Raw genomic sequence first — 24137 nt, 5'->3', positions numbered from 1 at the left:
ATAGAGAGTGACTATACGCTTTTCTTCTACAGAACCGCTCGTTTGGATTCTACATAATCCAGTCCAAAGTGCATATGAAGGATTCTCGCGGCCTTTTCAACATCCGAGCGATCGACCAGGGCACTCAGACCCACTGACGATTCCCATACCGACACCTTTCCAATATGATAATCATGAAAAACATTGGAGACCTTCTCTTTTACTTCCCCTGAAGAGTGGATGCTTCCAATCACGCATACCTTCGATACATCCTCCCTGATGTCAAAATGAGTGTATGCCTGATGGTACTGTGTGACGATTTTCTTCACCGCCTGCACATCCTGATCTTTAATGATCAGGGCCAGGTCCTGCCGATGCTTGATCCTTTCTGTTTCGATATGATGAGAATCAAGATCATAGAGGATCAAGGATTCCCCACCATCACAGCCATGGATCGTAAGGACGGAAACCTCTTCCTGGAGGGCTACGCCTACTATGGCTTCATTTCTTTGGACTTTCCCACTGATGACGGTTCCCCGTCCCTCTTCCAGACTAGAACGGACTATCAAAGGTACATGGTGCTCCCTTGCGTGCTTAATCGCCCTCGGATGCAGCACATTGGCACCCATCGTGGCAAACCGGAGCATGTCATTATAAGATAATCCATCAATCTTGGCCGCCCGTGATACCACTCTCGGATCTGAGGTATACACCCCGTCTACATCCGTATAAATATCGCATCGATCTGCATGCAGGGCTGAAGCGAGTGCCGCTGCCGTCGTATCCGAGCCTCCCCTCCCCAATGTCGTGAGCTCACCATCTTTTGTGACGCCCTGGAAACCGGCTACCACCACGATCCGTCCCATTGATAACTCCGACTTAATCCTTCCTGTATCGATGGAGGTGATCTTGGCATTGCCGAAGACATCATCGGTTTGAATCCCCGCCTGCCTTCCTGTCAGGGAAACGGCTTCCACTCCCCTATGCTGCAGGACCATCGTGAGAAGGGAAATCGTGACCTGCTCTCCCGTCGAAAGGAGCATATCCATCTCCCTTTTACAAGATCCGTCGGAAAGTTCTCCCGCCAGTTTCACAAGGGTGTCCGTCGTTTTGGCCATCGCCGATACGACGACCACCACATCGTTTCCCTTTTCTTTTTCCTTGACGATATAACCGGCCACCCGTTTCATTCGATCCGTAGAACCTACAGAGGTTCCACCAAATTTCTGTACGACGATACTCAAGTGATCCCCTACTTTCTATCAGATCTGTTTGCTTATGTTATCAAAGCCGTCAGGAAACGACAGCACCTTCCTTGACTTCGTTTTCAAGAGGAATTTCGTTTAAGATGGACACAGCCTGAATCTGTTCATGTGCGTGAAGAAGGGATTGGAGGTCCTCTTTTCTTCCCTCGATAAATACGTAAAGATAACCACCAAGCTGAATGCGGTCCTTTAACGTGAACCGTGAAATCCAGCTTTGATACTCTTCCTTTTCCCGGAACCTTAAGACCCATTGTTGGCTGCTTCCTTCTTGAACATCACCACTTTCCACCGTGGTGTTCGGGTAATTGGTGTATTTCCCTTCCATCAGCGAAAGAAAATCCTCCACCATGGCACTTCCCGTCGGACATTTACCCGCGCCGGGTCCTAGCAGTGTGACTCTCCCTACCAGACTCCCTTTCAGTGAAACTGCATTTTCCACATCCTCCACTCCGTAAAAAGGATGGGTTTCGTGGACGAGGATGGGTTCAACGACCCCCTTGATGCGATTGAATCCGTCCCGTTCCAAAGCACCTACATGTTTAAACCTCAACCGGAAGGACTCGGCTGCCTGAAGCCATTCCGCTGTCAAATGCGTAATCCCTTCCCGTGTGATATCCTTCCAGTCAGGCTGCCCGCCAAAGGCGGTCTGGCTTAAGATCAGAAGCTTATAAAAGGCATCATATCCTTCGACATCACTCGTCGGATCCGCTTCTGCATACCCCTTCTCCTGTGCCTGCTTCAGGGCTGTGTCAAAGGAAAGACCCCGTTTTCTCATTTGAGATAAAATGAAGTTGGAAGTCCCATTCAGAATGCCTTGAATGCAGCTGATCTCATTGACCTTCAAAAGTTGGCGGATGGCACCGATGACCGGGATCCCCCCGGCAGTGGTCGCTTCGAAACCAACGGATACCCCATGATTTGAAGCCTTCTCCAAAAGGTCGGGACCGAATTTAGCGAACATGGCTTTATTGGCCGTGACGATGTGGATCCCCTTCTCAACGGCTGCCGTTAAATACGTATAACTCGGCTCTTCCCCAACAATCGCTTCAAGGATCACATGGAGATCCGGGATGTCGAGAATATCTTTAAATTCTGTCGTCACCTTAATGGATGAATCGATCTTTCTCTGTTTAGTGGGATCCTTGATCAGGATGCCCCGTATCTTCACCTCTTTACCGAGTACTTCCTTCAATCTCTCCTGATGAGTATCGATTGCTTCATATACCCCTTGACCAACTGTTCCAAAGCCCAGAAGCGCCACATTTATCGCTGACATCATTCAGCCTCCTTTTATCGGATTTACATCGATTGATTCCTTCCTGCCTGAAGATCCACGGGGCGTGGGAGAAAGAGGGTATAAAGAAAAGCCCTCTTCCTGTAAGAAGAGGGCTTAGTATGTATGCTCCTCCCCTTATCTTCCAGATCCATATGGAATCTGTAGGAATTGGCACCTTTACAGTCTGATCCTGCAGGTTGCCGGGCTTCATCGGGCCTATCCCTCCGCCGCTCTTGATAAGAGATATAACGTTTTGTTTTCACATGCTTTTTGGGTATGAATTGGATTATATAGGGGATTCATTCCTCCGTCAATACCGTTTTTGTTATTTTTTAAAAATTCTTTCTACTCCTATCAGGCATGTTATTTCCGATCGGTTTACTTTAAAATTTCCCCTGAAATCGCTTCTTTCTATCAATCTTTTGGTTTGCAGGATGTTTTAACGTTGATAGGAAGGGAAAACTAACTCATATCCATTTACTAGAAAGGAACCGTTTCGATCATGTTAAAAAAGATGCTCCCTCTGTCGATCCGAAAATATATGCTCATGTCAAAACGTCAGCGAATGCATGAAATCCGGCTGACCATTTGGTATATGCCCTTTTTATACATTTGCCTTTCCCTGCTCCTGGTAGCCGTCACCCTTTATTTAGATCTCTACCTGGATATATCCAAGTATACGTTTGATGTGTTAAGTATGGATGCCCCGGTCACCCGGATGCTTGTCAGCACCCTGATAGGAGGCATCCTTACACTAAGTGCCTTTACACTCAATTCCCTCCTCGTCGTGCTGACAATGTTCAGTGGGCAGTTTTCGCCAAGGATGCTTTTGGACTTCATTTCGGACAAACAAACGCAGCACGCCCTTGGCATTTTCAATGGCAGCTTTGTCTACGTTCTCCTCCTCTTCCTGTTTATCGGAAATTCCAAGAAGGAGATATTTGTCGCAGCACCTCTCATGACGATTGGACTGGCGTTTCTTTCAGCCCTCACCTTCATTTTTTTCATCAACCATGCGTCGACGTGGATGCAGGTTCATAATATCACCTACAATATGAAACAGGTTTCTGAAGTCATGATCAACCAGACACTTAAACAGGACTTGGAAACGCACCGGACAAGAGAACATGGCGACACGATGGAGGAGTTTAAATATACTATCATTCACGTGAGTGCCAGGGAATCCGGCTATATTCAATTAATTGATTTTCAAGGAATGATTCAACAGGCAAAAGCTCGGAACCTCGTCGTCCAGATCCATTACAAAGTGGGGGATTACATATTGGCCGGCAATGAAATTCTGAGCATCTGGGGACCCGATACCCGGGATCTTACGACTGATCTGTATCTCGATTTCATTGAAACGGGGCATAAAGAGACCGAGATCCAAGACCTGCAAATGGGGATTCACAAGCTCGCAGAAGTAGCGATCAAATCACTCGGGAATGATGATCCCAAAACGGCGTCTAATACGATCGACCAAATGGCTGACCTTATGCTGACGGTAGAGGATCACTTATCCTTTACCCCTTATCTGATCGACGGGGAAGGCAGGATCCGGGTCATCCTTCAAACGGAAGCATTTGATTATTACCTGTACCGCGGGTTCGGCTATATCCGCCATTATGCAAAAGACAATCATTTAATCATTACAGACATTGTGAGGGCACTGGCACTTATTGCAGAATCCATTCAATCATCCAAGCACCAGGACATTTGGGAGTTTGCCTGTAATACGATAGATCACATTGAATCAGAAGTCATCTATGAATTGGACAAGACTTTTCTCCTCCAGGAAGTCCATAAGCTGGCACGGCTCACCAAAAACCTGGAGGAGTATAAGAAAATCGAAAAGAAGTTTTATCCTAATGCCAATGACAATACGTAAAAAAGCTTCACCTTTTATTGGGGTGAAGCTTCCTTCATAAGTTATATCCATGTTTCGACGATAGTGGAATCTTCCCCTTGGGCTCTCGGGATGACCGAGAAACGCCCGGGAATTTCGCTTCTGATCGCCTCTAATGTAGGCCGCATCAAGATATAATGAGTCGGTTGATTCACATTAAATAGCCTTGCGACAAACATACCCTGATAGTCTTTCGGACTGAAATAGATACAGATGATGGGCATTTTATAATCACTTAAAGTCACCTCATCAAAGGTTGAAATCAATCGATCCGGATTATCCATCAAACCGCTCCTTTTCTGGGTTATTTACTAGTTTAGTACACATTCCTTTCTCCCATTCTCTATCCCATTCTTTTCAGTATAGGGGCAGAGCTTTTGAATATAGTGATGGCACTGGGATAACTGCCCTTCTTCCTTCAATAGAGGGATGATGACACTTTCTATGTAGTGGTGATACGCTTCCTCCCCCTCATGGACCCTTGTTTCAAGCATGGTAAAGAGGGATTCTTTGAAGGGGTCTTTCATGTTTCTAGCATACCGGAGCCCTTCATCTATCAAACTGGCATATTTCTCTTTATGGATGGATGCGTCCACATAAAGGGAACTGTCAATATATCCAAAAAGGGTGTTGATATAAGCCCATGTATGAGGCTCATGCTTCAGTAATCCATACGCTGTTTGAAAGGCATCCCTTGCCCTCCTGTCATTCCTCATGTCACGATACACATTCCCCAGATTCATATAAAGGATTGCTTTTCTTCGATGATCATGTAGGTTATCACAGTGCTGGATCAATTCTTCGTATTCGACTTCCAACTCTTCAAGGTCCTTCTTCCCATTCTTCCCTGCCGAGACCAGTTGGACCGTAGCGGCATCGATGCATCTGGTGAAATTATACGTTTCTTTAAAGTGATGGAGTGAAATCTCACTATGATGAGAAGCTTGATCATGTTGGTCCAATTGTTGATAGGCAAGAGCCAGATGATAGTAATATTCGAAATTCGTGTAGATCTCCCCGTCAATTCTTTGTAAAAATGCGATGGCGTTTTTCGCATGACCCTTTAATAGCTCAAACATTCCTTTGACGTGATAATATAAATGATTGTCATACTCTCTCATATAAAAGGACAACCGTTTACTTGAAAACTGGTTCAAAAGAAACTCAGGCCCTTGGATGTCACCCTTCCCTATTAGATATCGAGCTTTGAGAAGCTTATACGTCCCATTCAACGTTTCAATCTTCACAAGGGGATTCTGTTCAATCGTTTCCTTCAACAATTCCACTTTCCCATTGATCTGCTTAATCATTACATCGTGCCACATATCCAATTCGGTTTGTAACTTATGATACGCTTTCCCTTCATGCTCAATATCGATCCCCAGTCTCCGATTAAAAAGGTCCAGCTTATCTTTCGTCACAGGTAAGTGACCGCTTTCAATTTTACTAATATGTCCCGGGGTACAAATGCCATCCCCCACTTGTTTCTGGGTCATTCCCTTAAAGATCCGATAGTATTTAATCAATTCCCCATTATTCATTATTCAACCTCCAGGATGCCTTAGTAGAAAGTCTCTTCCAGTCCTAACGCCTTATCTTTCTTTATAGCGATTCTACTTCCATTATACTAAGAAATAATCAGGGTGAAATGGGGGTTTTCCATCGGTAGAAGATACTTGAAATATGAACCTTTATACCTAATCCCTTTCCATCTTTTTTCCCTTTGATAGAGAAAGGGTCTCCATACAGCCTTTTCTAACGCAAGCATTTAAATAGATCGAAAAAATATGAGTAAATACCCGGTTCTTTCAACCTATTTAATTATCCCAATTGATCGACAGGCTGACATTTCAACGAAAAAAAACGTTCCGCTATCATTCACGGAACGTTTTCTGATCCCTATTCCCGGTCAAAAAGCACCCGGCCTGCAATTCCTGGATTCGTCATTTCATAAGGGTTCAGGATTAAATCAAGCTCTTCCTCGGTCAGCACATCATATTCAAGGCAGAGCTCCCTTACCGATTTCCCTTTTAAAATGGCTTCCCTTGCGATGCGGGATACGACTTCATATCCCAGGTGCGGATTGACCGCGGTAATGATACCAACGCTGTTTTCCACATATTCCTTCATACGTGTCTCATTCGCTTCTATACCCACAAGACAGTTGTCCGTAAAGCTTCTGAACGCATTGTTCATGATACTGATGGATTGAAGGAGGTTGAATACGAGTACCGGCTCCATCACGTTCAATTCAAGCTGGCCGGCTTCCGATGCCAATGAGATGGTCTGATCGTTCCCCATGACCTGGAAGGCTACCTGGTTGATCAGTTCCGGCATGACCGGATTCACTTTACCCGGCATGATGGAAGAACCCGGCTGTCTCGATGGCAGTGAAATTTCACCCAGCCCGGCGCGGGGACCGGAAGCCATCAAACGCAGATCGTTGGCGATTTTGGACATGTTCGTCATACAAACTTTCAATGCAGCTGAAACTTCTGTGTAGGCGTCGGTATTTTGTGTAGCATCTACCAGATGTTCAGCCCCGGTCAAAGGCAACCCGCTGATTTCAGCCAGGTGCTTGACAACACTTTTGATATAAACAGGATCAGCGTTTAATCCGGTGCCTACTGCGGTAGCACCCATATTCACTTCATAGAGATGATCCCGGGTGCGTCCGATACGTTTGATATCACGCTCCACTACTCTGCTATATGCTTCAAACTCTTGTCCAAGACGAATCGGAACCGCATCCTGGAGATGGGTACGCCCCATTTTAATAACGTGATCGAACTCCTGGGCTTTTTGTTTAAAGGCATTCAGCATATGTTCCATTGTGTCCAGAAGCTTTTCCAATAATTTCAGGGTGGAAATATGGATGACCGTCGGGAATACGTCATTTGTTGACTGTGACATATTCACATGACTGTTCGGGCTCACCTTCCCATATTCCCCTTTACGATGGGACATGAGTTCCAAAGCCCGGTTGGCAATGACTTCATTGGCATTCATATTGATAGAAGTTCCTGCCCCTCCCTGAATAGGGTCTACGATGAAGAATTCATGAAATTTCCCTTCCAGGATTTCATCGGCAGCCTGAACGATGGCTTGACCGATTCCGTCATAAAGGCGTGTCGTTTCCATGTTCGCAAGCGCTGCCGCTTTTTTTACGACTGCCAGGGCATCGATCATCTCTTTATGAATTTTATATCCAGTAATCGGAAAGTTTTCCACTGCCCTTAAGGTTTGGATTCCGTAGTATACATTTTCGGGTACTTCTTTTTCCCCGAGAAAATCTTTTTCTATTCTAAATCCATTAGTGACGTTTATCATTTTTCTACTCCCCATGTTTGGATTGGCTCTCTCTAATTGATGATTCTATCAATTAGTGAGAGAGTAGGCAACGTTTTAGGGACAAAACCATTAATTTCAAACATGATGAAAAGAGCGCTTTCAAATAATGGAAAGCGCTCTGTGTTTTTATGTCAGTATGTGGATATAACCGCTCCATTTTTATAGATGAGCGTGACCGATTGTCCGGATCTATTTTGATAATCCCCAGACGTGCCATAGGGTACTTTTAAGACAAATTCTCCATCACGATCTTTGAATTCTACAGAAAAGCTGTCGGCAGCACCTATGATCTCTGCTTCTGTAACCTCGGCCTTCCCAGGAATAAAGAGATTCTGCCCTATCAGAACCATGTCCATCTTGAGCCCGTTTTCCCTGGATAATTCTTCAGCCTCCACACCATAGCGATGAGCAATCCCCCAAAGAGTATCTCCAGGAACCACGGTATAAAACTCACCTATTTGGTTTGAAGCTGATTTTGCCGGCATAGCGAGAGATTCACCCGTTTTGATCTCATATGAAGTCATATCATTGGCATCCATGATTTCTCCAACGGTTGTTTCATATTTCTTAGCAAGGGAGTACAGTGTATCTCCCTTCTGGATCGTATAGTGGTTCATTTCTTTATGTAGTTTTCTATCAGGTACAAGCAGTGTCTGGCCAATGTGAATTTCATCTGATGATAAAACATTCGCTTCCATTAGCTGTTCCACTGTCACGTCATATTTTTTAGCCAGGCTGTATAAAGTATCATTCTTCGTCACTGTATACTCTGTGCTGCATGCGCCTGCCTTACCACCGGCCAGCAGAAGGGCCGTTATCGTCCCGGCAGCCGTAGCAGCAGCGATTCTTTTATTTCTTGCTTTTACCTTTTTCTTTCGTGCTTCAGCAATTCTTTGCTTTCTCTTTGTTGAAATCGTAGTCAATTCTTACATCCCCCAATGTCCTAATGATAAATAACCAGCTCTATATCGTTCGAACGACAGGGGTCTATTTAAGGGTGTAAAATAAAAATATTCCTACATACCCATATATATCCTTTCATATTCATGACATAAAGGGGGGGACCTGTCGGAAGTTTCTTTTTTACCCTTCATTACGTTTAAGCCAACCATCCGGATACCTGTTAAAATACAGACAAAAAAACGCCTCATGGAATTTCTCCAGGCGCTTACATTCATTTTATCCCCTTTACCCATCAATCTATGATTTCTGCTTTACCTGCTCCCTTAACTCTTCCAGCTCGCCTACCAGTTTCATGACCAGCTCATCACTCTGTCTCAGCTGCTCATTCAGTAAAAGGATCGTTTCTTCTTCCCATTGGAATGGGTTCCCGAGTTCCGGGGTATAGTTCAGATCTTGATACACATCACCGGCTTCTGACTCCGTTTCACGGAAATAGACAGCTACCTCACAGCCCGAATCCCCCACTGCGATCCGCTTACGCAAAATCACTTTCGAGTAACCGAATTTACGCGAGGCGATCCCCCCGAACACACTTGAAGTCATATTGCATAGATGGGGAGCGTCTTTAACGGCTTCACCAAAGGGACAACCAGTAGCCTTCACCACCACATGATCAGGATGGACTTCGGATAGATAGAAGTGACCGCCAATGGAATTCTTCAGGTCGACAATGACTTCGGCATAGCGATCAACCGTCCATTCTTCATCCTTGTCCCCATACAAACCTTCAATCCATTCCCCTGTCCTGAGACCGATTTGACGTACGTACTCATCTGCAGTCTTCCCTACCGTTTTCTGATGGATATGGGCATATTGAGTGATCAGTTTACTTAAAAAAATCGTCCCGGTTAATGAGGTTTTCGTATTCATTTCATCACTCCTTAGTTAACCTATGAATCAAAGATTTATTCAAACAACCTTCTTCAACAGCTGCAATCGTTTTCTTTCAGTATAACACCCATAAAGCGGAATGGGTCTTTTTCCCGAATATTTATCTGTATGACTGCAGAATGCTACGTTCTATACAGGACTAAACTCTCATATATTACCAGAAGAAAGGAGAGATCATATGGGTATCAAATTGATTAAAATTTCGGTGGTCTACTTTATGATCGGTGTATGTATCGGGTTGTATATGTCCATGGTCCATGACTACAGTCTGACCCCTGTCCATGTTCATATCAACTTATTAGGCTGGACGGCACTGACGCTTGCAGGTCTCATTTATCACTTATTCCCGGCTGTATCTTCCACTAAACTGGCAAAAGCTCATTTCTGGCTCCATAATATCGGACTGCCACTCATGATGGTCGGATTATTTCTGCTGGTGCTTGGCAATGAAGCCGTCATCCCGGTCATTGCCACTGGCGGTTTCTTGACCACAATCGGTATCCTCTTGTTTGGTGTCAACATCTTGAAGGAGTTAAAAGCAGAATAATTGGTATGAAAGAAACCCCCATTTCGCCGTTTTGGCAGGATGGGGGTTTTTCGCGGCATTTTTTTGATTTTTCTGATTTTCATTCACAAAAAATGATACAATACAAATGAATCCCCATCTCAAACATTAGGAGTGATGTACATGTCGGTCAATGTTTATCTGAATTTCAATGGCAATTGCCGGGAAGCGGCAGAGTATTATGCAGAAGTATTCGAAACGGAGCCACCGCAGATCATGACGTTCGCTGAGGCACCTCCCCATCCTGACTATCCTCTCCCTGAAGAAGCAAAAAACCTGGTCCTACATACAAGACTTACAATCGATGGAAGCAATGTCATGTTTTCCGACGTGTTCCCGAATATGCCTTTTGTTGAAGGAAACAATATCACGCTTGCCCTTGTCAGCAAGGATACAGAAAAGCTGTCCTCCCGCTTCCATAAGTTAAAAGAAGGCGGAAAAGTAGATATGGAGCTTCAGGAAACGTTCTGGAGTAAACTCTATGGACAAGTCACCGATAAATTCGGCATTCAATGGCAATTTAATTATGAAAGTGATGAAGCATAACGGATCAAAAAATAGTGAATATGGCAAAACTAAAAAAGAAGCTGATGGAACTTCCATCAGCTTCTTTTCTCTATTAATGCATACTGCTCAATACCCAGACAGATCCGGCCACGATGACAATCGCAATGAATGCGGCTGACATCATCTTCCCTACCTGCCATCTGCCTTCACCTTCGTTTACGTGCATGAACATGAAGAGCTGGATAGCGGCCTGGATGAAAGCCAGAACGAATACGATCGCTACGATCAGTTCATATGCCAGATTCGTATAAAGTCCAAACCATACGGCTAGGAACGTTAATGCAATCGATAGGATAAAACCAATGATCTGAGTCCAAGGCAATCCACTATGATTCGTATTATGTGACATTATCCCACCATCCCTAATAAGTACACGCTTGTGAACACGAAGATCCAGACAAAGTCCAGGAAGTGCCAGTACAAGCTTGATACAAATAGTTTTTTAGCGGTATCAGGATTCAATCCGCGTTGCTTCACTTGGAACATGACGAGAAGAATCCATAGGATCCCGACGGACACGTGGAGACCATGAGTCCCGGTCAGTAAATAGAAGGATGACCAGAATGCGTTCGTACCCATGGCCGCCCCTTCATGGACCAAGTGGATGAATTCCGTGATTTCCATGTAGAGGAATCCGAGTCCAAATAATAATGTGATGACCAGCCAAACCATCATGGATTTGACGTTTCGTTTTCTTAATTCATTTATTGATAAACCAGACGTGAAACTACTGATTAACAGCAGAAGCGTCATGATGATCGTATTCTTCATATCAAACACTTCACTTGGAAGCGGGCCACCCATGGTGCCTGCCTTCAGAGCGAAGAACGTTGCGAAAATAGTGGCAAATAAGGCGATTTCCGCACCAAGGAAAACCCAGAATCCGAAGATGTTCAGTTTACCGATATCGGATTGATATTCAAGTGGCGTGTTTGGATCTATATTCGTACTATGTGCCATGCTCACGCCTCCCTCTTATACGGATTTTCAGTCTTTTCGATTTCTTCCACACTTACATAATAACCTTCATCCTGTTTGTGGGACATCATAGAACGGAATGCCATGCATCCGAAGATCCCTACAAGTGCGGCAATGGCCATCCAGAACAGTTCAAATACTAAACCGAATCCTGCAACGAAGAACAGTGCGGACATGATAAACGGTGTCCCTGCATTACTTGGCATGTGAATCGGTTGGTATTCGAAGTTGTCAGGAACCATCTTTCTTCCTTCTTGCTTCATATCATAAAATGCATCATGACTCTTTACTTCAGGAACATGTGCAAAGTTGTAATGAGGCGGGATGGCTGAACTTGTCGCCCATTCAAGGGTACGTCCATCCCAGGCGTCTCCTGTTGTTTCTCTTTCGGCAAAACGGTAGCTGTAATAAATACCGTAAACGAGTACCAGGAATCCGACACCCATTCCGAAAGCTCCGACAGAGGAAATCACGTTCAGTGACGTCCAGCCGTCTTCAGGTCCATACGTGTACACACGTCTTGGCATACCCGCAAATCCTAATACGAACTGCGGCAGGAAGCAAAGATTGAATCCGATGGAGAAGAACCAGAATGCCCATCGTCCGATACGCTCATTCATCTTATGACCAAACATCTTCGGATACCAGTAAGCAAGTCCTGCGAAGCAGGCAAATACAACACCGGCGATCAATGTGTAGTGGAAGTGAGCAACCAGGAAGTAGTTATTGTGATATTGGAAGTCGGCCGCAGCCATTCCAAGCATAACTCCTGTCACCCCACCGATCAGGAATGTGGGAATGAACGCAACAGACCATAACATCGGAACGGTAAATTCGATCTTACCTTTAAATAATGTACCTAACCAGTTGAATATCTTTATTCCCGTCGGTATGGCAATCGCCATCGTTGAAATCGAGAATACACTGTTCACTGCTGCGCTTCCACCCATTGTAAAGAAGTGATGGACCCATACTACGAAACTTAGTCCAGAAATCGCAACAAGTGAGATAATCATAGATTTATAGCCAAATAGTGTTTTTCTGGCAAATGTAGCAATGATTTCTGAGAAAATACCGAAGGCCGGTAATATAACGATATATACTTCCGGATGTCCCCACAGCCAGAATAGGTTTGACCAGAGCATCGGGTTACCACCATCCGTAAGTGTGAAGAAGTGGGAACCGAATAAACGGTCAAATGTCATCAATGCTAATGTGACAGTCAAAATCGGGAATGCAAACACGATGATGAAAGCCGTGATCAACGTTGTCCATGTGAACATCGGCATGCGAAGAAGCGTCATGCCCGGTGCACGCATCTTAATGATGGTGACAACAAAGTTGATCCCTGTGAGTAACGTACCGATACCCGATATCTGTAACCCCAGGAGGTAATAGTTGATACCCGGTCCAGGACTTCCTTCAATCGCAAGCGGTGCGTAGTTGGTCCAACCTGCATTCGGTGAACCACCGAATACGAATGAAATATTGAAAAGGATCGCACCGAACATGAATGACCAGAAACTCAGGTTATTCAGGTAAGGGAATGCAACGTCCCTTGCACCGATCTGCAAAGGAACGACCACGTTCATCAATCCAAGTAAGAACGGCATCGCCATGAACAGAATCATGATGGTACCGTGAGTCGTAAAGATTTCATTGTAGTGCTCGGATGTTAAAAATGAATTATTCGGCACCGTCAATTGTGCCCTCATCAAGAGCGCGTCGACTCCTCCGCGGAAGAGCATGACAAGTGCAGCCAGGATATACATAATCCCGATTTTTTTATGATCAACGCTTGTGATCCAGTCGTTCCACAGCCATTTCCACTTTTTGAAGTAAGTGAGGACTGCAACGATTCCGATTACGGTGAAAACGATCGAAATGTTGGCTCCCAGAATCAACGGATCGTTGAGGATAAGATTATCCTTTATGAATTCAAACATTTAAAGTCCTCCTTTCTTAGTGCTCATGACTACCATTGTCTTCATGATCTTCTTTCTTCTTCATGTCGTCATGGTCCATGCCTTCATGACCTTCCATATCCATATTGCCATGAACGGATTCTGCATCTTTATCTGCGCCACCCACCGTGGTATCAAGGCCATATTTCTGACGGATTGCCATGGCATATTCAGAGTTCTTGGCATGATCGACAAATGCTAAGTGAGTAGATGAAAAAGTCATCTTATCAACCGTTTCAGGAAGCATCAACTTTTCATACGTATCTTCCGTCAATTTCGGTTCGTTGGATTGAGCATCTTCTACCCAATCTTCATATTTATCTTGTTTCATCGCAACAAAATCAAACGTTTGATGTGTCATTCCTTCACCAGTGAAGTTTGAGTTTCTTCCATCATACGTTCCAGGCTCATCCGCCTGTAGATATAAATCATTGACCATTCCAGGCATTCCATAGATCTGACCGCCGATTTGCGGTACCCAGAAGGAAGCCATGGAATCCGCCGCTGTTACTTTGAATAGAATCGGGTGATCTTCAGGAACATTCACATAGTTGACCGTTTCGATTCCTTCTTCAGGGTAGCTGAAAATCCATTTCCAATCGACCGCCGTCGCATGGATCACGATTGGATCCTTGTGCGCCGTCGCTTCAGGTGCATCCCTTAATTGATAAAGGGCCTTTGTATTCGGGATGGATAATGCGATGACGATCAGGACAGGAATCAATGTCCAAATGACCTCAAGGAATGTACTTCCGTGCATATCCGGTTTGTAGTCGCTATTCTTTTTACTGCTTCGATACTTGAATAGGATGACCGTGAAGAATCCAAGTACGACAAGCATAATGGCAAGCATATAGTAGATCGATAGCATGATCAGATCTTTTTGGACGGCTCCAACCGGTCCTTTGGGATCCAGAATGATTAATTCGCTATCCGTACTGAATATAATGATGAAAAATAACGAAATGAGACTTATTAAGACAATTAAATACGGTTTAAATTTATTAAACAAAAGAAATCACCTTCCTTTATGTAGAATTTACTCTCGTAGACCTATACTACCAAATTCTCTAAACAGGTACCCTTAATAACTGCATTTTTAAACAGATTTTCGAAATTTCGACGCATTTTATTCACAGAACGGTAACAATGTTGGAAAGAATTGCTCAGAAGACAAAAAAATAACTCTCATAGTTATCTGAGAATAACGTTGAGAGCGGTTTATAGGTTGATAATTCGGAAAATTTTTGCCTATCATTCATAATTTGTGAACGGATTTCAATAAGTGTTTCCCGATATGGAACTATGGCAAGAAAACATTACAGTCTAAATATCGTAGTCATTTTAATTCCAGTAATTGTTTGATTTCCTCTTTATTGTTCTCAAAACCAATCAAATTCTTTATCTTTTTCTTCCCGAACAGGCCTTTCCTATAAAAGACAAAGGAAGGGACGATCCTGGAGCCCGTCACCTCTATGAGCTCTTTTTCAACGTCTGCGCCTTCCCCTGCATTCTTATCAACATACTCGATGTTCTGTTCATTCAGGTACTCTTTCGCAGCTTGACAATCTGAGCAGGTCGGACGGGTATAAAGCTCTAAAGTAAGGTTCTTATTCATCGTATCATCGTCTCCTTCCATAAAGAACTACATTCCTGATGGTTTAAAGCCTTTCAGGCGGAGGGCGTTCAGCAACACAGATACGGAGCTGAAACTCATGGCTGCACCTGCGATCATTGGATTTAGTAACGGTCCGCCGAACAGATACAGGATTCCCATGGCAATTGGTATGCCGAGGATGTTATAGCCAAATGCCCAGAAAAGGTTCTGCTTGATGTTCCTTATGGTCGCTTTACTCAGTTCGACGGCTGTCGGTACGTCCATGAGGTCACTTCTCATCAGGACGATGTCTGCAGACTCCATGGCAACATCTGTACCGGAGCCGATGGCAATCCCGATATCCGCTTGCGCGAGGGCGGGTGCATCATTGATTCCGTCTCCGACCATCGCCACTTTCCTGCCTTCTTCCTGAAGCTTCTTGACTTCATTTGCTTTGTCTTCAGGCAGTACTTCACTCAGTACGCGGTCGATCCCTACTTCTCTTGCGATTGCTTCCGCTGTCCGCTTATTGTCTCCGGTGATCATGGCCACTTGGAGCCCCATTTTGTGAAGCTTTTCAATGGCTTTGAAACTTGTTTCTTTCACCGTATCGGCGACGGCGATGATCCCGGCGATTTCTTCTTCAACCGCGATGAACATCGGCGTTTTCCCCTCGGCTGCCAAGCGGTCGGACACTTCCGCCAGTTCGCCGACTTCAACGTCGTTTACATCCATCAACTTTCGGTTTCCGAGCAGAAGATCGTCTCCTTCGACCGTCACTTCAATTCCCTGTCCCGTGATAGCATCAAAGAAGTCGATCTTGCGGAGGGTGAGTCCTCTCCCTTCCGCTTCCCTGACAATCGCCTCGCCCAGGGGATGCTCAGAGCCCTTTTCAGCGGAAGCGGCAAGGGTCAGGAGTTCTTCTTCCGACATGCCTTCAGACGTCACGATATCCGTCACTACAGGCTTTCCTTCTGTGATGGTGCCGGTTTTATCAAACACGATGGTGTCTATTTTATGGGTCGTTTCAAGGGCGCCCCCGCTTTTAATCAGGACGCCGTTTTCAGCCCCTTTCCCTGTGCCGACCATGATCGCTGTAGGTGTCGCGAGTCCCAAGGCACAAGGGCACGCAATGACAAGAATGGAAATGGCAATCGTAAAGGCGAAGAGGCCTGACTCCCCTGATACATACCAGGCAAGACCGGAGAGGATGGCAAGAACGATAACAATGGGAACAAAATACCCTGAAATGATATCTGCCATTTTAGCAATCGGTGCCTTTGAGCCTTGAGCATCTTCGACGAGCTTGATGATTTGCGATAATGCCGTATCCTTCCCGACTTTCGTGGCTTCGTATCGGATAGTACCGTTTTTATTGATGCTCGCTCCGATGATGTTCGATCCCGGCGTTTTTTCAACAGGGATACTTTCCCCCGTCAGCATCGCTTCATCGACGGATGTTTTCCCTTCGGTTACGACTCCATCCACCGGGATTTTCTCACCAGGTTTCACGATGATGATGTCTCCGACTTCCACTTCTTCGACTGAGATCTCGGCTTCTTTACCATCTCTTACGACTATGGCTGTTTTAGGCGCAAGTCCCATCAGCTTCTTGATCGCTTCAGACGTTTTCCCTTTCGATAGTGCCTCAAAATACTTCCCTAATGTAATGAGCGTCAGGATGACAGCTGCCGATTCATAATAGAGATTCTGTGCATAACTTTCACTGCCTGTGATAATCATGATGGTTGCAAACAAGCTGTAGAAGAAAGCAGCGCCCGTCCCCAATGCCACCAGTGAATCCATATTAGGGTGGAGCTTGGAAAGCGTCTTAAACCCTGTGGTGAAAAATGGTTTACCCATCGCCATGACAGGAATCGTAAGAACGAGTTGTATCAATGCAAATCCGGACGGGTTCATCATTGGATCGATGGCTTCAGGCAGCGGCATCCCGAACATATGTCCCATGGAAACCAGAAGTAAGGGCACCGTGAATAAGGCTGAAACCCAGAAGCGTTTCCACATTGTTTTGATATGTTGCTCTTTCTTGTCTCTGTCTTCGTCCACTGAATCTTCTGAGTCTGTATCTTCATGTGCTTCATAACCGGCATCCGAAACAGCCCTTTTGATATCAGAGACGGACACGACTACAGGATCGTACTCAATGACCATTTTCTCAGTTGCCATGTTGACAATTGATTCCTTGACACCATCAAGCTTCCTGGTCGCCTTTTCCACCGATTGCACACAGGATGCACAGGTCATGCCCGTCACACTGAACGTCTTCTTCTCCATTTCAGTGATAGCTTTGTAACCTGCATCCTCCACCGCTTTCTTGATTTCTTCAAGTGAGAGCTCTTGTTCATCATATGTTATATTCAATTTCTCCGTTGCGAGATTTACGTTTGCTTGTTGAACACCAGCCAGTTTCTTCGTTGCTTTCTCAACAGCCTGTGAGCAAGAGGCACATGTCATCCCTTCGATGTTTAATGTTTTGTCAGTCATTGTGCCGACCACCTTTATTATTTCATTGGTTCTGTTTGGTATCCCGCTTCAGAGACTGCTTTACTTAGACTGTCTGGCGATTGCTTTGATTCATCATACTTCACTTTTGCTGCTCCATTTTCAAGATCAACCTTGGCTTTTTCCACACCGTCCAGTTCATTCAGAACCGTCTCTACTTTTTTTACACAGTTCCCACATGTCATTCCAGCTACGTTTAATAATGTTTTTTCCATTGAATAAAACACTCCTTTAATTTTTTAATGATGACAGTTCATGCCGTGATCTTTTTTGCACGTACACTGTCCTGGTACGCAATTACATGCGATCTCATCAACAGCATCTTTTTTCTTCGTTTGTAAAACTTTTTCAAGAAGGGCGACATCATCATAGCTTAGCGTTGCTTCATCAATCAGGTCGGCAATCGTCTTCCCTACCGCCCGGCTGCATATATGTGTGAATAATCCCGACTTCAGTGTCTTAAGGCTTTCTTCCTCACTGACTCCAGCCCTGTATATGAACCGGTTGCCGATTTTCTCGGTTGTCAGCATTCCTTTTTTGACCAGACGCCCAATAAAGGTTTTCGTCGTTGCCGGCTTCCACTCTTTCTTTTCCTGCAGGACAGCGCTTATTTCCTTACTGGTCACTTCCTTAAGCGTCCAGACGACTCTCATCACTTCCCACTCAGAATCCGTGATTTCCGGATTTTCTTCCTTGGGCAAGATGATCCCCCCTTTTTTGTTTACAACTGTAATCGATTTCTATTTATAGTTTACAACTGTAATCGATTTTAGTCAACAGATTGATTTGCCTTTTTTAAAAGTTGGGCTGTGTTTTTTATTCTGTACCACTGGCGGTATGATATAAACTTTTTCCCTGCCAACGTTGATCAAAAAAAGAGATGATCCCAAGAAGAAGGATCATCTCAATAGGCTTTATTCAACTGGGGATACACGCTCTTCTTGACCCAGTTTGGTTAGGCGATCTTTTTACACTCTTCTGCACAATTAAAGCAGGCATCCGCACATTTTTGACAATGATCATGATCGTGTTTCTTACATTCTTCCCCGCATGCTTCACAAATCTTCGCACACACCTGAGCCAGCTCAGACGCAAATGGAGTCCCTCTCACTAAGGATTGTTCTAAGTATGCACACATATCCGCACATTCTCGATCTAACCGGATGCACCCTTTCATCATGTTAATATCTTCTTCTTTTAAGCAGGAATCGAAACAGTGGTTACAGGCTTCCATACAATCGTGTAGTGCTTTGATGGCTGACTGATATTTTTCGTGTGACATTTTACATTCCTCCTAATCAATTTGGTTATTGAATACACATTTACTATATCCTGTTAGAATATGTTTAAACGGAATTAGGATATTTTTATATATAAAACCAATCTGAAACAACAAAAAGCCATATTCCCTTTAATATAGGAACATGGCAAACTTGATAAAAGTATTGGAAAGGAACATCAATAAAACCGAAATAAAAAACCACCAAATATGTATTTGGTGGAGACGGTGGGACGTGCACTTCCATGCTTTCGACATGGCACTGACTATATCTTGAACCTTGTAGTATCAGGTCCTTTGGCGTATTATGCGAAATATGAATTTATCTGCTATCAGATAGGATTCCGCATCCTAGTACTACCGAAGTTCGGCAGCCTATAAGTCGATACACGGCTGTTGGATTGCTCCACATACCGCTCGGCATTGCCCTATCACACTGTGTGTGACTTAGGTTTCACCGATAAAGCCAAATTTTCACTTATGTGTTACCACATAAGGCGACTATGAACTAATCGAACCCACGTCCAGAAACATCGCCACTTAAGCGTCTACGAGCGTAGTCGATATATTCGCAAGTTCGCTGCAGCTTCTGCCTATCGACGGGCGTCCGTGCAGCTAGTCTGATTAGTCTCTTCCTTTGTCCTCAGACGGTGGACTCCGGCGTAGCCTACTAAGAGTGAGTCCCTTACCCTACCACATAGGCGATGGAGGGAGGAACAGCTAAAGTGCTATTACGCAGCTAAAGCTAGGTTATTGTTAGTTTTGCCAGTTATTATTGGCTTTGGCGTTTTAACGTAGACGACCCCTACGGCTCGCGACCTAAGCTCGAACTATCCCTGTCGAATCCGTAACGTCCCCATGATAGAAAGGGAAGAACGGGAAAGAATAAGTTCAGCGTGTAAGTCACTTATTCAATTGTTCTTACAGCCGCTTGATTACCTCGCGACATATACTAGTATAACAAATCCTGAGATAATTGCAAATGCCAGATTCCGGAAATCTGTAGTATTACATCCCTTTTTGGCGCTGAGCAAGTTCTCTTTGGATGGAACGGTTCGCTTCTTTACGCTTCAAGTCTTCACGTTTATCATATTTCTTCTTACCACGTGCCAGCCCGATCAGAAGCTTCGCCACACCGTTTTTGATGTACAGCTTTAAAGGAACGATTGAGTAGCCTGCTTCTTTGGAATCACCGATGAGTTTATTGATTTGCTTTTTATGAAGAAGCAGTTTACGTGTTCTGAGCGGTTCGTGATTGAATCGATTTCCCTGTTCATACGGGCTGATGTGCATATTGTGTACAAAAATCTCACCGTTTTGAACACGTGCAAAGGAATCCTTCAAGTTCACGCGGCCGCCACGGATGGCTTTGATTTCTGTCCCTTGCAGCACAAGACCCGCTTCATATGTTTCTTCAACGGCATAGTCATGCCTCGCTTTTTTATTTTGGGCAATAAGCTTGCCTTCTCCCTTTGGCATTTGAATCCCCTCTTTTTCTTTCTCGAGTTACTCATTATTATCTCATATTTCGGCTGAAAATTGTATGATGACACGTAGAAAATAAAGGAGCAAAGGATATCCCATTGCTCCTGAACCTTTATTTCTTCTTTTTACGTTTGCTTCGAGGTGCATTTTCAAAGTGTTTCTTATTCGTCTTTTTCTTTTTATTATTTTTAGGAGGTCTCGTTGACCATTCCCCGTCCTTTTTACGGGATGAAGAACGATCCGATTTCTCACGGTTCGATTTCCCTTTATCCGACGAGAATGTGCGGGTACGGCCTTCGCGTTCCTTGCGACTCCCCTTCATCCCGACAATTTCAAAATCGATGGCACGCTCATCTTTATTGACGCTCACGACACGCACGGTGATTTCGTCACCGATCCGGAATACGTTAGCGGTCCTTTCACCGATCATGGCAAGATGACGCTCGTCAAACCGGTAGTAATCATCCGTCATGTAACTCACGTGAACAAGACCTTCAATGGTATTAGGCAGTTCGACAAACAGTCCGAAATTCGTAACGGAGCTGATGATGCCGTCGTACTCTTCTCCCACTTTGTCTTCCATATACTCTGCTTTCTTCAGCTCATCGGTCTCACGCTCAGCGTCCACTGCACGGCGTTCGCGGCTTGATGTGTGTTCAGCGATGTGGCCCATTTGCGCACCCCATTTTTCACGGGTTGCCTGATCGAGTTTCCCTTCAATCAAATAGGTTCTGATCAAACGGTGAACGATCAAATCAGGGTAACGACGGATCGGTGATGTGAAATGAGTATAAAACTCTGTCGCAAGACCAAAGTGTCCCAGGCTTTCAGGATCATATTTCGCCTGTTGCATGGAACGAAGCATCATCGTCGATACAACCATCTCTTCCGGTTCACCCTGTACGTCTTCCACAATTTCCTGAAGGGCGCGGGGATGGATCGAATTGGCTGTCCCTTTTACGATCAATCCGAAATTGGTGATGAACTCAAAGAAACGCTGAAGCTTATCTTCTTTCGGATCTTCATGGATACGATAAATGAACGGTACTTCCATCCAGTGGAAATGCTCCGCTACCGTCTCGTTGGCTACCAGCATGAATTCTTCAATCAGCTTTTCGGCGACTGAACGTTCACGCAGGACGACTTCCGTCGGTGCACCTTCTTCATCGACAAGCACTTTCGCTTCTTTAAAGTCAAAGTCAATGGCTCCACGCTTCATCCGTTTTGTACGAAGAACCTGTGCCAGATCCTCCATCTCCTCGAACATCGGAACCAGGGGCTCGTACTTTTTGCGAAGCTCTTCGTCTTTATCGACCAGGATCTTGTTCACATCTGAATAGGTCATTCGTTCCGTCGTTTTAATGACGCTCTGGAAAATCTCGTGTTTCACGACATCGCCATCAGGTGAAATTTCCATATCACAGGAAAGAGTCAAGCGGTCCACTTTTGGATTCAGTGAGCAGATTCCGTTGGATAACCGGTGAGGGATCATCGGGATGACACGGTCTACAAGATATACCGACGTTCCTCTATCAAATGCTTCCTGATCGATCGGGGAACTCTCTTTGACATAGTACGTAACGTCTGCAATATGTACTCCAAGCTTGTAGTTCCCATTGTCCAGCTTCGTCACCGTGACGGCATCATCGAGATCTTTGGCGTCTGCACCATCGATGGTGACGATGGTATGATCGCGAAGGTCTTTCCGGTTCGGAATTTCCGATTCGTCGATTTCACTTGGCACCTTATTTGCCTGTTCCATGACCTCCTCGGGAAACTCAACGTCAATCCCATGCTTATGGATGATCGAAAGGATATCGACTCCTGGATCATTTTTATGCCCAAGGATTTCAACGACTTCTCCCTCGGCACTCTTGCGTCCTTCAGGGTAAGAGGTCAGTTTGACGACCACCTTATGTCCCTCGGTCGCTCCCATTTGAGCAGATTTCGGAATGAAGATATCACTGGCAAACTTCTTATCATCGGGGATGACAAAACCGAAATGCTTGCTTTCCGTGAACGTCCCTACCATTTGATCGACGCCGCGTTCGACGATGCGTACAACGGTTCCTTCTCTTCGTGAACCTGAAGATGAAGTAGACACCCTTACCAATACAATGTCGCCATGCATGGCGTTATTCGTTTCGTTCGGAGGGATGAAGATATCGTCCATCCCGGACTCTTCCGGTATCACAAACGCAAAACCTTTTGCATGAGCGGATATTTTCCCTCTTACCAGATTCATTTTTTCAGGCAGGCCGTAGCGGTTGCTTCTTGTGCGTACGACAAGCCCTTTCTCTTCCATTACGACAAGTGCTTTGACAAAGTCCTTGAAGTTCGTGGACCCTTCTATTCCAAATGCTTCTTCTAGCTCCTGTACCGTCAATGGCTTGTATGCTTCTTCCTTCATATAGGAAAGGAGCCTATCCACATGCTCTTTAATGTTTTCGTCCATGACAATCCCTCCTGATCATCGAATTCATCAAACCGTCCAGTCCAATTTCTCCAAGAAATGGTAGACGTCTTCATGAAGCTGTTCTTTTTCTTTATCTAATGTAATGACATGACCGGACTCTTCGTACCACTTGATGTCTTTTTCATCCGATTCCACGTTATCATAGATGATATTCGCAGAATCCGTGTTGATCATATGGTCATGCCTTGCCTGAACCACAAACGTCGGTGAATAGATCATATCCACATTTTCACGCACGTCTGCAATCAACTCCTGCAGGGCCTTCAATGTGTTCATCGGCGTTTTCTTGAACTCTTCTATTTCTTTTTCAATTTGTTCTTCTTGTTTTCCTTCAAATTTCTTAAATTCACGGGCGTAATCCACTACCCCTTTATACATCACGTCTTCACTTTTTATATACATCGGCGCACACATAGGGACAATACCCTTTACAGGTGCAGTGTAACCTAATTTAAGAGAAAATACCCCTCCGAGCGATAGACCTGCAACCGCAATTTCTTCGTACCCTTTGCTCTTTAAATGTTCGTACCCGTCCATGACGTCCTTCCACCAATCTTCAGGGCCGGTGTGGACCAGTTCTTCAGGAGGGACACCGTGTCCTTTATAGTGGGGAGCGTGTGACGAATAGCCCTTTTTCTCCAAGTAGCGTCCAAGCATCCGGACATCAGCTGAATTTCCGGTAAATCCGTGAAGCAGCAATACGGCTCTTGGACCTGCTTCGAATGTAAATGGTTTTGGTAATACGGTTTTCATCGTACATAACTCCTTTTATCTTAATTTAAACAAACGTTTGATTAGTATCGAGAAACCTTGATTTTAAAGGCTTCATCCTATTAAACAGTTGTTTAGATGATTTTCGTATGTAATAGGGTATTTGTGGATTTTTTGTTAAACAAACGTTTGATTAGTAGCTGAGAAGCTTGATATAACAGGCTCCGTTCTATTAAACGATCGTTTAGTCCACTCTTCCTCTCTATTTTTAGCAAACATCGGTCTGACAATCCAATATTTCGCTTATAAAATCGGTCTGATAAATAAAAAAACCTGACCTTTTAGACTGACCTAGTCGTAT

22 protein-coding genes, 1 other RNA gene and 1 riboswitch are annotated in these 24137 nt (G+C 44.6%); of the genes, 3 read left to right on the top strand and 20 right to left on the bottom strand.

Going from position 1 to position 24137, the window contains the following annotated elements; genetic code table 11:
• Nucleotides 1-26: 26 nt before the first annotated feature.
• Nucleotides 27-1223, bottom strand: coding sequence for an aspartate kinase (locus CN378_RS00585; protein ID WP_098349997.1), 1197 nt, complete (start codon nt 1221-1223; stop codon nt 27-29).
• Nucleotides 1224-1272: 49 nt separating this feature from the next.
• On the bottom strand, nt 1273-2520 hold the full coding sequence (locus CN378_RS00580) for a homoserine dehydrogenase (RefSeq protein WP_098349996.1): 1248 nt from the start codon (nt 2518-2520) through the stop codon (nt 1273-1275).
• A 132-nt stretch (nt 2521-2652) separates the two neighbouring features.
• A riboswitch (SAM riboswitch) is annotated at nt 2653-2763 on the bottom strand.
• Between the two features lie 259 nt (nt 2764-3022).
• On the opposite strand from CN378_RS00580, the gene CN378_RS00575 reads away from it, so the two are divergent.
• Complete coding sequence (locus CN378_RS00575; RefSeq protein WP_098349995.1) at nt 3023-4408, top strand: DUF2254 domain-containing protein; 1386 nt, start codon at nt 3023-3025, stop codon at nt 4406-4408.
• A 41-nt stretch (nt 4409-4449) separates the two neighbouring features.
• Here CN378_RS00575 and CN378_RS00570 read toward each other — a convergent pair whose 3' ends face one another.
• The 5 genes from CN378_RS00570 to CN378_RS00550 all read right to left on the bottom strand — a co-directional run bounded on the left by CN378_RS00570 (nt 4450) and on the right by CN378_RS00550 (nt 9610).
• Complete coding sequence (locus CN378_RS00570; RefSeq protein WP_098349994.1) at nt 4450-4710, bottom strand: hypothetical protein; 261 nt, start codon at nt 4708-4710, stop codon at nt 4450-4452.
• Between the two features lie 27 nt (nt 4711-4737).
• A complete protein-coding gene (locus tag CN378_RS00565) occupies nt 4738-5967 on the bottom strand; it encodes a helix-turn-helix domain-containing protein (protein ID WP_098349993.1) in 1230 nt (409 codons plus the stop codon).
• A 358-nt stretch (nt 5968-6325) separates the two neighbouring features.
• Nucleotides 6326-7756: an aspartate ammonia-lyase gene (gene aspA / locus CN378_RS00560; RefSeq protein ID WP_098349992.1), complete on the bottom strand. Its 1431-nt coding sequence runs from the start codon at nt 7754-7756 to the stop codon at nt 6326-6328.
• Between the two features lie 152 nt (nt 7757-7908).
• A complete protein-coding gene (locus CN378_RS00555) occupies nt 7909-8700 on the bottom strand; it encodes a muramidase family protein (protein ID WP_257140954.1) in 792 nt (263 codons plus the stop codon).
• Between the two features lie 277 nt (nt 8701-8977).
• Nucleotides 8978-9610 (bottom strand): methanogen output domain 1-containing protein, encoded by a 633-nt coding sequence (locus CN378_RS00550; protein ID WP_098349991.1) that lies wholly within the window; start codon nt 9608-9610, stop codon nt 8978-8980.
• Nucleotides 9611-9809: 199 nt separating this feature from the next.
• Between CN378_RS00550 and CN378_RS00545 the strand changes: the two genes are divergently transcribed.
• Both CN378_RS00545 and CN378_RS00540 read left to right on the top strand, forming a co-directional pair.
• Entirely contained in the window at nt 9810-10178 is a 369-nt protein-coding gene (locus CN378_RS00545; protein WP_098349990.1) for a cbb3-type cytochrome c oxidase subunit I, read from the top strand.
• Between the two features lie 141 nt (nt 10179-10319).
• Nucleotides 10320-10742 carry a VOC family protein gene (locus CN378_RS00540; RefSeq protein WP_098349989.1) on the top strand — a complete coding sequence of 141 codons (423 nt, stop codon included), beginning with the start codon at nt 10320-10322 and terminating at the stop codon, nt 10740-10742.
• 73 nt (nt 10743-10815) lie between these two features.
• Here CN378_RS00540 and qoxD read toward each other — a convergent pair whose 3' ends face one another.
• From qoxD to CN378_RS00475, 13 genes are all read right to left on the bottom strand, one after another.
• The gene (gene qoxD, locus CN378_RS00535; RefSeq protein ID WP_098349988.1) at nt 10816-11112 is read right to left on the bottom strand and encodes a cytochrome aa3 quinol oxidase subunit IV; all 297 of its coding nucleotides are present in this window, start codon (nt 11110-11112) and stop codon (nt 10816-10818) included.
• Entirely contained in the window at nt 11112-11723 is a 612-nt protein-coding gene (gene qoxC / locus CN378_RS00530) for a cytochrome aa3 quinol oxidase subunit III (RefSeq protein WP_098349987.1), read from the bottom strand. The genes qoxD and qoxC overlap by 1 nt, the downstream gene beginning before the upstream one ends.
• Before the next feature lie 2 nt (nt 11724-11725).
• Nucleotides 11726-13687 carry a cytochrome aa3 quinol oxidase subunit I gene (qoxB, locus tag CN378_RS00525; RefSeq protein WP_098349986.1) on the bottom strand — a complete coding sequence of 654 codons (1962 nt, stop codon included), beginning with the start codon at nt 13685-13687 and terminating at the stop codon, nt 11726-11728.
• Between the two features lie 16 nt (nt 13688-13703).
• A complete protein-coding gene (gene qoxA / locus CN378_RS00520; protein WP_098349985.1) occupies nt 13704-14717 on the bottom strand; it encodes a cytochrome aa3 quinol oxidase subunit II in 1014 nt (337 codons plus the stop codon).
• A gap of 327 nt (nt 14718-15044) precedes the next feature.
• Nucleotides 15045-15323 (bottom strand): glutaredoxin family protein, encoded by a 279-nt coding sequence (locus tag CN378_RS00515; protein ID WP_098350157.1) that lies wholly within the window; start codon nt 15321-15323, stop codon nt 15045-15047.
• Nucleotides 15324-15350: 27 nt separating this feature from the next.
• Nucleotides 15351-17807 (bottom strand): heavy metal translocating P-type ATPase, encoded by a 2457-nt coding sequence (locus CN378_RS00510; RefSeq protein WP_098349984.1) that lies wholly within the window; start codon nt 17805-17807, stop codon nt 15351-15353.
• A gap of 17 nt (nt 17808-17824) precedes the next feature.
• Nucleotides 17825-18040: a heavy-metal-associated domain-containing protein gene (locus CN378_RS00505; protein ID WP_098349983.1), complete on the bottom strand. Its 216-nt coding sequence runs from the start codon at nt 18038-18040 to the stop codon at nt 17825-17827.
• A 24-nt stretch (nt 18041-18064) separates the two neighbouring features.
• Nucleotides 18065-18526 carry a CopY/TcrY family copper transport repressor gene (locus tag CN378_RS00500; RefSeq protein ID WP_098349982.1) on the bottom strand — a complete coding sequence of 154 codons (462 nt, stop codon included), beginning with the start codon at nt 18524-18526 and terminating at the stop codon, nt 18065-18067.
• 254 nt (nt 18527-18780) lie between these two features.
• Nucleotides 18781-19107, bottom strand: coding sequence for a four-helix bundle copper-binding protein (locus CN378_RS00495; RefSeq protein WP_098349981.1), 327 nt, complete (start codon nt 19105-19107; stop codon nt 18781-18783).
• A gap of 506 nt (nt 19108-19613) precedes the next feature.
• Nucleotides 19614-19954: a transfer-messenger RNA gene (ssrA, locus tag CN378_RS00490) on the bottom strand.
• Nucleotides 19955-20112: 158 nt separating this feature from the next.
• Nucleotides 20113-20583 carry an SsrA-binding protein SmpB gene (gene smpB, locus CN378_RS00485; protein WP_044338267.1) on the bottom strand — a complete coding sequence of 157 codons (471 nt, stop codon included), beginning with the start codon at nt 20581-20583 and terminating at the stop codon, nt 20113-20115.
• A gap of 118 nt (nt 20584-20701) precedes the next feature.
• Nucleotides 20702-23044, bottom strand: coding sequence for a ribonuclease R (gene rnr, locus CN378_RS00480; protein WP_098349980.1), 2343 nt, complete (start codon nt 23042-23044; stop codon nt 20702-20704).
• Nucleotides 23045-23071: 27 nt separating this feature from the next.
• On the bottom strand, nt 23072-23818 hold the full coding sequence (locus CN378_RS00475) for an alpha/beta hydrolase (RefSeq protein ID WP_098349979.1): 747 nt from the start codon (nt 23816-23818) through the stop codon (nt 23072-23074).
• Nucleotides 23819-24137 lie beyond the last annotated feature (319 nt).

It is taken from the genome of Bacillus sp. AFS015802, from assembly GCF_002561455.1.
Taxonomy (GTDB): domain Bacteria; phylum Bacillota; class Bacilli; order Bacillales; family Bacillaceae_B; genus Rossellomorea.
The sequence above is the reverse complement of the archived record's forward strand: the minus strand, read 5'-3'. Positions and strand labels throughout refer to the sequence as shown.